This is a genomic window from Aeromonas sp. 55A (assembly GCF_051919665.1).
Classification (GTDB): domain Bacteria; phylum Pseudomonadota; class Gammaproteobacteria; order Enterobacterales; family Aeromonadaceae; genus Aeromonas; species Aeromonas veronii.
This window is the reverse complement of sequence record NZ_JBQBEH010000008.1, coordinates 1,373,970-1,385,000: the sequence shown is the minus strand read 5'-3', so window position 1 is coordinate 1,385,000 and position 11,031 is coordinate 1,373,970. Positions and strand designations below refer to the sequence as shown.

6 protein-coding genes, 1 tRNA gene and 2 rRNA genes (1 of these 9 cut by a window edge) are annotated in these 11,031 nt (G+C 58.9%); 5 read left to right on the top strand and 4 right to left on the bottom strand.

Going from position 1 to position 11,031, the window contains the following annotated elements; all coding sequences use genetic code 11:
• From ACTG2G_RS10475 to ACTG2G_RS10465, 3 genes are all read left to right on the top strand, one after another.
• Positions 1-1,839, top strand: a 23S ribosomal RNA gene (locus ACTG2G_RS10475); it begins 1,051 nt to the left of the window's first position.
• A 78-nt stretch (positions 1,840-1,917) separates the two neighbouring features.
• Positions 1,918-2,032 (top strand): 5S ribosomal RNA (rrf, locus tag ACTG2G_RS10470).
• A 97-nt stretch (positions 2,033-2,129) separates the two neighbouring features.
• A tRNA-Asp gene (locus ACTG2G_RS10465) sits at positions 2,130-2,206 on the top strand.
• A gap of 270 nt (positions 2,207-2,476) precedes the next feature.
• Here ACTG2G_RS10465 and ACTG2G_RS10460 read toward each other — a convergent pair.
• Both ACTG2G_RS10460 and ACTG2G_RS10455 read right to left on the bottom strand, forming a co-directional pair.
• Positions 2,477-5,053, bottom strand: coding sequence for a bifunctional acetate--CoA ligase family protein/GNAT family N-acetyltransferase (locus tag ACTG2G_RS10460; RefSeq protein ID WP_421387970.1), 2,577 nt, complete (start codon positions 5,051-5,053; stop codon positions 2,477-2,479).
• A gap of 73 nt (positions 5,054-5,126) precedes the next feature.
• On the bottom strand, positions 5,127-5,318 hold the full coding sequence (locus ACTG2G_RS10455; RefSeq protein WP_005339486.1) for a hypothetical protein: 192 nt from the start codon (positions 5,316-5,318) through the stop codon (positions 5,127-5,129).
• Positions 5,319-5,510: 192 nt separating this feature from the next.
• Between ACTG2G_RS10455 and ACTG2G_RS10450 the strand changes: the two genes are divergently transcribed.
• A complete protein-coding gene (locus ACTG2G_RS10450; protein WP_421387968.1) occupies positions 5,511-6,371 on the top strand; it encodes a hypothetical protein in 861 nt (286 codons plus the stop codon).
• Here the strand turns inward: ACTG2G_RS10450 and ilvY are convergent.
• Positions 6,360-7,253: an HTH-type transcriptional activator IlvY gene (gene ilvY, locus ACTG2G_RS10445; protein ID WP_421387967.1), complete on the bottom strand. Its 894-nt coding sequence runs from the start codon at positions 7,251-7,253 to the stop codon at positions 6,360-6,362. The two genes, ACTG2G_RS10450 and ilvY, sit on opposite strands and share 12 nt — an antisense overlap.
• Positions 7,254-7,474: 221 nt before the next feature.
• Here ilvY and ilvC point away from each other — a divergent pair, with 221 nt between their 5' ends.
• A complete protein-coding gene (gene ilvC / locus ACTG2G_RS10440) occupies positions 7,475-8,956 on the top strand; it encodes a ketol-acid reductoisomerase (RefSeq protein ID WP_005355979.1) in 1,482 nt (493 codons plus the stop codon).
• Positions 8,957-9,112: 156 nt separating this feature from the next.
• Here the strand turns inward: ilvC and pgi are convergent, their stop codons facing one another.
• Positions 9,113-10,762 (bottom strand): glucose-6-phosphate isomerase, encoded by a 1,650-nt coding sequence (pgi, locus tag ACTG2G_RS10435; protein WP_421387962.1) that lies wholly within the window; start codon positions 10,760-10,762, stop codon positions 9,113-9,115.
• Between the last annotated feature and the right edge of the window lie 269 nt (positions 10,763-11,031).

The following is an 11,031-nucleotide window of genomic DNA, read 5'->3' as shown; positions in this document are numbered from 1 at the left end:
CTTAGAAGCAGCCATCATTTAAAGAAAGCGTAATAGCTCACTAGTCGAGTCGGCCTGCGCGGAAGATGTAACGGGGCTCAAACCAGGCACCGAAGCCGCGGATTCACACTTATGTGTGAGTGGTAGGGGAGCGTTCTGTAAGTCTGCGAAGGTGTATCGAGAGGTATGCTGGAGATATCAGAAGTGCGAATGCTGACGTAAGTAACGATAAAGGGGGTGAAAAGCCTCCTCGCCGGAAGACCAAGGGTTCCTGTCCAACGTTAATCGGGGCAGGGTGAGTCGACCCCTAAGGCGAGGCCGAAAGGCGTAGTCGATGGGAAGCAGGTTAATATTCCTGCACGACTTGTAATTGCGATGGGGGGACGGAGAAGGCTAGGTGGGCCAGGCGACGGTTGTCCTGGTGAAAGTGCGTAGGTGGTGTTTGTAGGCAAATCCGCAGACACAACACTGAGACACGAGACGAACACACTACGGTGTGGAAGCCATTGATGCCCTGCTTCCAGGAAAAGCCTCTAAGCTTCAGATTACAAGTCATCGTACCCCAAACCGACACAGGTGGTCGGGTAGAGAATACCAAGGCGCTTGAGAGAACTCGGGTGAAGGAACTAGGCAAAATAGAACCGTAACTTCGGGAGAAGGTTCGCTCTTGACAGTGAAGTCCCTTGCGGATGGAGCAGTTGGGAGTCGCAGTGACCAGATGGCTGGGACTGTTTATCAAAAACACAGCACTCTGCAAACACGAAAGTGGACGTATAGGGTGTGACACCTGCCCGGTGCCGGAAGGTTAATTGATGGGGTTAGCGCAAGCGAAGCTCTTGATCGAAGCCCCGGTAAACGGCGGCCGTAACTATAACGGTCCTAAGGTAGCGAAATTCCTTGTCGGGTAAGTTCCGACCTGCACGAATGGTGTAACCATGGCCATGCTGTCTCCACCCGAGACTCAGTGAAATCGAATTCGCCGTGAAGATGCGGTGTACCCGCGGCTAGACGGAAAGACCCCGTGAACCTTTACTACAGCTTGGCACTGAACATTGAACCTACATGTGTAGGATAGGTGGGAGGCTTTGAAGGCGTGACGCCAGTTGCGCTGGAGCCGTCCTTGAAATACCACCCTTGTATGTTTGATGTTCTAACGCAGGGCCCTGAATCGGGCTCGCGGACAGTGCCTGGTGGGTAGTTTGACTGGGGCGGTCTCCTCCCAAAGAGTAACGGAGGAGCACGAAGGTTGGCTAATCCTGGTCGGACATCAGGAGGTTAGTGCAATGGCATAAGCCAGCTTAACTGCGAGACGGACAGGTCGAGCAGGTACGAAAGTAGGTCATAGTGATCCGGTGGTTCTGAATGGAAGGGCCATCGCTCAACGGATAAAAGGTACTCCGGGGATAACAGGCTGATACCGCCCAAGAGTTCATATCGACGGCGGTGTTTGGCACCTCGATGTCGGCTCATCACATCCTGGGGCTGAAGTCGGTCCCAAGGGTATGGCTGTTCGCCATTTAAAGTGGTACGCGAGCTGGGTTCAGAACGTCGTGAGACAGTTCGGTCCCTATCTGCCGTGGGCGTTGGATGATTGAAGGGAGTTGCTCCTAGTACGAGAGGACCGGAGTGAACGAACCTCTGGTGTTCGGGTTGTCACGCCAGTGGCACTGCCCGGTAGCTAAGTTCGGAATCGATAACCGCTGAAAGCATCTAAGCGGGAAGCGAGCCCTGAGATGAGTCATCCCTGACCCCTTGAGGGTCCTAAAGGGCCGTTGGAGACCACAACGTTGATAGGTGGGGTGTGTAAGCGCGGCGACGTGTTGAGCTAACCCATACTAATTACCCGTGAGGCTTAACCATACAACACCCAAGAAGTGTTTCGAGCCTTGTAACGAATACGAAACTACTTACATCAGCTTTCTCAGATTGAAGAATTTGCCTGGCGGCCATAGCGCCGTGGAACCACCTGATCCCATGCCGAACTCAGAAGTGAAACGCGGTAGCGCCGATGGTAGTGTGGCATTCGCCATGCGAGAGTAGGACACTGCCAGGCACCCAATTAAACGGTGATGTGAAGAATCACGTCACTGGCTGCGAGGATGACACCTCATAAGAAGCGGCAACCAATTTAGCGCAAGCTAACCGAATGCGGAGCGGTAGTTCAGTCGGTTAGAATACCGGCCTGTCACGCCGGGGGTCGCGGGTTCGAGTCCCGTCCGCTCCGCCACAAAATAGAAGGCCTTCCCGATTGGGAAGGCCTTTTTGCTATGGGCGATTTGCCCGTTGGCCACAGCGTTGCACGCCTGAATAGACATCAAAGCCCGGTTATCAGACCGGGCTTTGGCATTTTCAGCATCCAGAAGCCACTAAACAGTAGCTCTTGCCTGCGGGATGGCGCTGGCAGGCCCGCTATTCCCTCCTTTTGGTATGTAATCACAGTCATTTTTGGATGATTCGCAACCATTGGTACTGGATTACTCGCAGCCACCCATCCCCATCACCGAACTACAGTCCCGCAGGGAAGGGCCATATTGACTACTCCTTCCTCCATCTGGACATCAATGGTAAAGCCGAGTCGTTTGGCGAGGGTCACCATGCCGCGATTGCTCGGCATGGTCATGCCGGAGAGCTGACCAATCCCCTGTTCGCAGGCGTAGCGGATGATCTTCTCCATCATCAGTTTGCCGAGCCCCAGTCCTTTCAGGTCGGAACGAACCAGAATGGCAAATTCGGCATCGCTGAGATCCGGCGTCGAGATGGCGCGCACCACCCCGAGAATCTGATCTTTGCGTTCCCCATCCTGCCCTACGGCGACAAAGGCCATTTCGCGGTCGTAATCGATCTGGGTCATGCGGGCCAACTCTTCGTGACCCAGCTCACCCACGTCGGCGAAGAAGCGTTTGTATCTGTCTTCATCGGAAACCTGCAGCACGAACTGTTTGTGAGCCGGTTCATCTTCCGGGCGAATGGGGCGCAGCAGAACATGACTCTGATCCTTGAGCCAGGCCCCTTCCTCCAGCTCGGTCGGGTAGGGGCGGATAGCCAGCCGACTGGCGGGTGGAAGTGCCGGGTCGGCCAGCGTGACGCTGGCATCCAGCACTACCATCTCGGTGCCACAGGCTTGCAGCGGATGAAGATCCAGCTCCTGTATTTGCGGGAAGGCGAGCAGCAGTTCGGATAGCTGGCAGAGCACTTGACCGAGGGCATCGATATCCAGCCGATCCGGAGTGGCATGTTCACGGATCTTGCGACTCTTGAGCGCACCGATGATCTGGTAACGGGCCAGCGCCTGATTGAGTGGAGGTAGTGCCGCAACCATCTCCTGTGGCTCCGCGCCCGATTCACCGAGCAGGATGACAGGGCCAAAGATGGCATCTTGCTGGATACGAACCCGCAGCTCAAGGCCACCGCTGCGCCGCGCCATGCGCTGTACCAGCAGCCCTTCAATACGGGCGCCGGGATCGTGCTGTTTCACCCTGTCCAGAATGGCATCGGCAGCTTGCGCTACTTCGGCCGAGGTACGCAGATTGAGCACCACTCCGTGCACGGCAGATTTGTGCAGGATATCGGGCGAACGGAGTTTGACTGCCACTGGATAACCTATCTGCTCGGCAGTCAGGGTCGCCTCGATGGCGTCGGTGACAATCCAGGTGGGCAGGGTGGCGAGCCCGGCTGCCTGCAAGATGGGGTGGGCGAGATGGGTATCCAGTCTCAGCTGTTTGCGCTCCTGCGCCTGGCGGATCAGCTGCTGGCACAGCTCGACATTGAGCTGGTTGCCATGTAGTGACGCCGGTGTCTCCATCAACTGCTTCTGGTTGCGGCGGTATTCCACCATGTGCATGAAGGCGGCCATGGCGCTTTCCGGTGTGCGGTAGGTCGGGAAGCCCGCCTCGGTAAAGAGTTTGCGCCCCTCCTGCGCCGAGTATTCACCCGCCCAGTTGGTGAGGATGTTGAAACGGCGCGCTCTGGGATGCTGTTTCAGATGGACGATTAGATGGCTGGCCAGCGGCGCGCTTGGCGCCGTGAGCGAGGGGGCGTGGATGATCAGGATGGCGTCGATGCCATCCTCCTGCAACACGTTGTCCAGCGCCTCCTGATAGGTGGTGATGGTGGCATCGCTGCCGATATCGAGCGGCGGGCGAGCCAGCTTGCCGCCCCGCTCCAGCAGTACATCCACTGCCATATTGGCCAGCCCGCGACCGTTGGAGATGATGGCAAGCCGCTCTCCCTTGAGGGTCATGGAGTGGCTCAAGGTTTCTACCGCGGCGAATAGTTCGTGGGTATCCCGTACCCGCAGCATGCCGGCGCGGCGGATGGCGGCATCATAGACATTGTCGAGGCCGTGGGCCGGATCGTGGCGCCCGCTTTTCAGCACCAGGATCGGCTTGTTGCGCGAGGCTGCCCGCGCTGCCGAGAGAAAGTGGCGGGCGTCGTGCAACTTGTCCATGTAGATCAAAATGGCGCGGGTGACGCTGTCGCGGGAGAGCTGATCCAGCAGCTGGCCGAAGTCGATGTCGCAGTGATCACCTAGGGAGATGAAGGCGGAAAAGCCCAGTTCATGCTGCTTGGCCCAATCCAGAATGGTGGTGCTGACGGCGGCGGATTGCGAGAGAAAGGCGACCTGCCCCGGCTTGGCAGCAATGGGGGAAAAGCTGGCGTTGATCCCCTGGCCGGGCAGCAGCATCCCCATGCTGTTGGGGCCGAGCAGGCGAATGTCATATTGCTGGCAGACCCGTTTCAGCTCCAGTCGCTCCTCGGGGGAAAAGTCGGCGGCCAGTATGATGGCAGCCCCCGCGCCCTTTTGGCCGAGCGCTTCCAGCAACGGCAAGACCCGCTCCCGCCTGGTGCAGATGATGGCGAGATCCGGGGTCAGCGGCAGGCTGGCGATGTCGGGATAGGCCAGCACGCCGGCGATGGACTTGTTGCGCGGGGTGACGGGGAGGATGGGCCCTTTGAACTGGCCCGCCAGCAGGTGGCGCACGATCACATGACCCGCTTTGAGCGGGTCGGTCGAGGCGCCGATCACGGCGATTGATTGGGGTTTGAACAGCCGATCCAGACCGCTTGCTTTCATGGGCACTCCCGACAAAAGGGGGAAGATACCAGTCTAATATGCCTTTGCTGCGGGTTCTGTGACCGGCTCCTGATCACCGTTTGTTCAGTGCATTGGCACGCAGATAAAAGCGCAGTTCGCCTTGCACCCGGCGAATGGCACCCAGGTGGCGTTCCTGCAGATAGATATCCTGCTCCCGGTCGAGCGCCGTGCTGGGCACGCCCATGCTTTGCAGGTACTCGTCAAACAGGGTTGAACCCTTGATCTCTACCAGATGCTGTTTCATGGCTCTCCTCCCTGCGCCTTGGCGTTTGCTGATGAACGCCCAGTCTGCGATGACCTGCCGGGTTTGCCTATTGTCACTTTTGACACGAGATTTGACACGAGAGCGCTCACACATCTTTCAGAGAGGGCGCCGTTGAGGTGCTGGCTGGCGTTATAGTATGGCGAGGAGCATGAGGCACGGATGGTGCGCAGGATGATCAGAGTCTGGTGGTGGTGCATGGCACTGTGGACGGTTGGCGTATCGGCAACCGAGCAGCCTATCCGCGTCTGGAATCTGCTGCTGGATCATCCCAACCCCGCCGTCGTCCAGTTGCTGCGCCTCTCCCTCGATCTCACGGTGCCCGAATATGGCCCCTATCAGCTGGTATCCAGCCCGCAGATGGAGCAGGGGCGGGCGGTGAAGGAGCTGCGCAGCGGTGAGCTGGTTCAGATCGGTGTCTTTGCCCCGGATGGTGAGCGAGAGCGGGAGTTGCTGGCAATCCACATTCCGCTGGCCAAGGGGCTGCTCGGCTGGCGGGTGTGTCTGGTTCGGCAGGGGGATGAGGGGCGTTTTGCCGCGATCGAGTCGTTGGCGGACTGGCATCACGCCGGGCTCTCCATCGGCCAGCACAGATCCTGGCCAGACACCCAGTTGCTGCGGGCTAACGGCCTCAAGGTGACGGTGGGCAATCTTTATGAGGCGCTCTTCAACATGCTGCGCAAGAAGCGCTTTGACTGCTTCCTGCGCTCGGTCATCGAGGTCGAGGATGAGCTCAGGCAACATCCGGATCTCGCCATCGAGCCCCGTCTGGTGTTTCGCTATCCGCTGGCGCTGCTGTTTTTCGTCTCGCCCAACTATCCGGAGCTGGCGCAGCGCATCGAGCTCGGCATGCTGCGGGCGCGGCAATCCGGCGCTTTTGACCGGGTCTTTGAAGAGGGATTTGGCCGCACCATTCGGCGGCTGAAACTGGATGAGCGGGTGCGCCTCGAGCTGCACAACCCCGACTTGCCGCAGCCCAGTCGCGTCATGATGGCCGATCCGGCCCTTATCTATAATCCGGTGTCAGCGCAGTGAGCCCTGATTCTGCGCAGTATCCCAGAAGGCGCGGATCAGCGGCTCTTCCAGCCGCTTCTTGAGCACCCCGATCCCCACATCAAATGGCTTGAAGGCTGGCTTGAGGTCGATGATCCGCACCTTGTCGCCGAGCGGGCTGTGGTCGATCACCGCCGCCGGTACCAATCCTACGCCACAGCCGAGCGCCACCATGGCGACAATCCCCTCGTTACCCGCCACTTCGGCATAGATGTTGGGCGCTATCCCCTTGTTGCGAAACCACTGATCGCTGCGTTTGCGGGCCAGCCCCTGCTCGGAGAGAATGACAGGCAGCTGCTCCCAATCAGGTTCTCCCTGACGGAACCACTGGTTCAGTTGCGGGGAGTTGCGCGGCGCGATAAAGACCAGCGGCACCTGCTGCAGGCTGGCGAACTCCAGCTTGGCGGGCAGGGCATCGGGGCGGGCAGCGATGGCGAGATCGGCCTCGTCGGCCAGGATCTTGTCCACCGCCAGCGCCGGGTCACCGGTCTCCAGCTTGATCTCCAGCTGGGGGTAGCGGCGGCGAAAGCGCTCCAGTACCTCGGGCAGCAGAAAGTAGCTGGCAGTGACCGAGCAGAACACCCGCAGCCGCCCCTGCAGCGGTTCATCGCTGCGTTTGAGCTCCTGCTTGAGCTGACGCCACTCCTGCAACAGGCCGCCGCCAAACTCCCGCAGCTTCTCGCCGGCGGGGGTGAGCCGCACCGAGCGGTTGTCCCGCTCGAACAGCACACAGCCGGTCTCCTGCTCCAGCCGCTGGATGGCGCGACTCAGGGTGGAGGGGCTGACCGCCATGGCATCGGCGCTCTTGCCGAAGTGGAGGGAGTCGGCGAGGTGGAGAAACAGCTCGAGATTGCGAAGGTCCATCTTTCAGCTCCTGGCGCGGCTTGTGTGCCCGATATCCAGCGGTTGGCGGCTTGTTTCTGCCATCTCGTGGTACATGCAGCAGGCAATTATGAAGGATTAACGTTTCAATTATTGCAACGTACTGTTTCGAATATATCAGTTCAGGCAATAAGTGTCCCGCGCTATAGTGGTTCAGACAACGCCGCCATCCGGCATGGAATCAATCGAACGGAGCAATCACCATGGCTAACTATTTCAACACCTTGAACCTGCGTCAGCAGTTGGCCCAACTGGGCAAGTGTCGTTTCATGCAGCGCGAAGAGTTCGCGGACGGCTGCAACGTGCTGAAGGGCAAGAAGGTGGTGATTGTGGGCTGTGGTGCCCAGGGTCTGAACCAGGGTCTGAACATGCGTGACTCCGGGCTGGATATCTCCTACGCCCTGCGCAAGGCCGCCATCACCGAGAAGCGCGCCTCCTGGCAGAAAGCCACCGACAACGGCTTCGCGGTCGGTACCTATGAAGAGCTGATCCCGACCGCCGATCTGGTGCTGAACCTGACTCCGGACAAGCAGCACTCCGACGTCGTGAAAACCGTGATGCCGCTGATGAAGCAGGGCGCTGCGCTGGGCTACTCCCACGGCTTCAACGTGGTGGAAGAGGGTCAGCAGATCCGCTCCGACATCACAGTTGTTATGGTGGCGCCGAAGTGCCCGGGTACCGAAGTGCGTGAAGAGTACAAGCGTGGCTTTGGTGTGCCGACCCTGATCGCCGTTCACCCTGAAAATGACCCGAAAGGCGAAGGCATGGCCATCGCCAAGGCGTGGGCCTCTGCTACCGGCGGCGACCGTGCCGGGGTGCTGGAGTCCTCCTTCGTGGCGGAAGTGAAATCTGACCTGATGGGCGAGCAGACCATCCTCTGCGGCATGCTGCAGGCCGGTTCCCTGCTCTGCTACGACAAGCTGGTTGCCGAAGGCACAGACCCGGCCTACGCCGGCAAGCTGATCCAGTTCGGCTGGGAGACCATCACCGAAGCCCTGAAACAGGGTGGTATCAGCCTGATGATGGACCGCCTCTCCAACCCTGCCAAGCTGCGCGCCTTCGAGCTCTCCGAGCAGCTCAAGACCCTGATGCGCCCGCTGTTCGAGAAGCACATGGACGACATTATCGCCGGTGAGTTCTCCCGCGGCATGATGGCCGACTGGGCCGAAGATGACGTCAAACTGTTCACCTGGCGTGAAGAGACCGGCAAATCGGCCTTCGAAAACGCCCCGGCGTTTGCAGGCAAGATTGCCGAGCAGGAGTACTTCGACAATGGCGTGGTGATGGTGGCCATGGTCAAGGCGGGTGTCGAGCTGGCGTTCGAGACCATGGTGGCTTCCGGTATCTACGAGGAGTCCGCCTACTACGAATCCCTGCACGAGTTGCCGCTGATCGCCAACACCGTTGCCCGCAAGCGTCTGTACGAGATGAACGTGGTCATCTCCGATACCGCCGAGTACGGTAACTACCTGTTCGCCAACGCAGCCGTGCCGTTGCTGCGCGAGCACTTCATGCCGACCCTGAAAGCGGGCGATCTGGGTGCCAGCAAGGCGGAAGGGCAGAGCGTGGATAACCTGGCGCTGCTGGCGGCAAATGAGGCGACCCGCAACCACCCGATCGAAAAAATCGGCCAGGTACTGCGCGGTTACATGAAGGACATGAAACGCATCGCCGTTGGCGGTTAAGCCCGCATCGGGCTGGATGATGAAGGGGCGGGGATGACGATCCCCGTCGCCGGTCGGACTGGACACCCGACCGGCCAGCCAGAAAAATCAGCCCGACAGTCATAAAAAAGCCCCGCTCATCGAGCGGGGCTTTTGCATTCAGAAAGGCCCGATAAATCAGGCTTTCCACGCTTTCCAGGTGTTGATCAGACCGTTGGTGGAGCAGTCGTGGCTGGTGACAGCCTCGTTGTTGCCCAGCTCCGGTAGAATCTTGTTGGCCAGCTGTTTGCCCAGCTCCACGCCCCACTGGTCGAAGCTGAAGATGTTCCAGATTGCGCCCTGTACGAAGATCTTGTGCTCGTACATGGCGATCAGGGCACCCAGGGTTTTCGGGGTCAGGCTCTTGAACAGGATGGAGTTGGTCGGGCGGTTGCCTTCGAACACCTTGAACGGCACCAGATCCTTGACCTGCTCCAGGGTTTTGCCAGCTGCCAGGAACTCGGCTTCAACCTCTTCCTTGCTCTTGCCGAAGGCCAGTGCCTCGGTCTGGGCGAAGAAGTTGGCCAGCAGTTTCGGATGGTGGTCACCGATCGGGTTGTGGCTGATGGCTGGCGCCAGGAAGTCGCAGGGGATCAGCTTGGTGCCCTGATGGATCAGCTGGTAGAAGGCGTGCTGGCCGTTGGTGCCCGGCTCACCCCAGATGATGGGGCCGGTTTGGTAGTCAACCGGCTTGCCATTGCGATCCACGTACTTGCCGTTGGACTCCATGTTGCCCTGCTGGAAGTAGGCAGGGAAGCGGTGCATGTACTGATCATACGGCAGAATAGCTTCGGACTCGGCACCGTAGAAGTTGTTGTACCACAGGCCGATCAGCGCCAGCAGTACCGGCACGTTCTGCTCGTAGGAGGCAGTGGCGAAGTGCATGTCCATCTCGAAGGCGCCTTGCAGCAGGGCTTCGAAGTTCTCGAAACCGACGGACAGGGCGATGGGCATGCCGATGGCTGACCAGGAGGAGTAGCGGCCGCCAACCCAGTCCCAGAACTCGAACATGTTGTTGGTGTCGATACCGAACTCAGCCACGGCCTTGCCGTTGGTGGAGAGCGCGGCGAAGTGCTTGGCAACGTGGGCCTTGTCACCGGCGATCTTGATGAACCAGTCGCGGGCGGTCAGGGCGTTGGTCATGGTCTCCTGGGTAGTGAAGGTCTTGGAGGCCACCAGGAACAGGGTGGTTTCCGGATCGATCTTCTTCAGGGTCTCGGCGATGTGAGTGCCATCGACGTTGGAGACGAAGTGCATCTGCAGATGGTTTTTGTAGGGGCGCAGTGCCTCGGTGATCATCACCGGACCCAGATCGGAGCCACCGATACCGATGTTCACCACATACTGGATCGCTTTGCCGGTGTAGCCTTTCCACTCGCCGGAGATGATCTTCTCGCAGAAGCCTTTCATCTTGGCCAGTACGGCGTTCACTTCCGGCATCACGTCCTTGCCATCGCACTCGATGGGGCGGTCGGAGCGGTTGCGCAGGGCCACGTGCAGTACGGAGCGGCCTTCGGTCATGTTGATCTTGTCGCCATTGAACATGGCATCGATCGCGCTGCGAAGATCGGTCTCTTTGGCCAGATCAACCAGCAACTTGAGGGTTTCTTCGGTGATCAGGTTCTTCGAGTAATCAACCAGGATGTCGCCGCCGAAGGTAAGGGAAAACTTGTCAAAGCGCTTCGGGTCCTGCGCGAACAGATCCTTGAGTCGGGTCTCTTTGTTTGCTGCAAAGTGGGCTTCCAGTGCCTGCCAGGCCTGGGTTTGGGTTGGATTGATATTTTTCATAGGATTCCTGAAATGCCAAGTTGTGTTTGAACCTTGCAGGCAAGGTCCCGCCAAACCTTATTATCCGAGCATTATAGCGAGCCGATCGGGCGGCCCGTGTAACAGATTTTTACCGATTGTCTTTTACCGCAATGGGTCACTGTCGGGAGCATACAACCAGAACATTGGGATTATGTGTCACGAAAGCAAGGTGGATCTTGCGCTTGCTCATGATTGGGTCCACCCCGATAGCCTGAAATTGTTTTCATCCGGTTGGCGTGGTTATGCAT

Excerpts from the sequence above, each read along its gene's own strand:
- ilvC (WP_005355979.1), top strand. The coding sequence starts at position 7,475 with ATGGCTAACTATTTCAACACCTTGAACCTGCGTCAGCAGTTGGCCCAA.
- ACTG2G_RS10455 (WP_005339486.1), bottom strand. The coding sequence starts at position 5,318 with ATGAAACAGCATCTGGTAGAGATCAAGGGTTCAACCCTGTTTGACGAG.
- ACTG2G_RS10450 (WP_421387968.1), top strand. The coding sequence starts at position 5,511 with ATGATCAGAGTCTGGTGGTGGTGCATGGCACTGTGGACGGTTGGCGTA.
- ACTG2G_RS10460 (WP_421387970.1), bottom strand. The coding sequence starts at position 5,053 with ATGAAAGCAAGCGGTCTGGATCGGCTGTTCAAACCCCAATCAATCGCC.
- pgi (WP_421387962.1), bottom strand. The coding sequence starts at position 10,762 with ATGAAAAATATCAATCCAACCCAAACCCAGGCCTGGCAGGCACTGGAA.
- ilvY (WP_421387967.1), bottom strand. The coding sequence starts at position 7,253 with ATGGACCTTCGCAATCTCGAGCTGTTTCTCCACCTCGCCGACTCCCTC.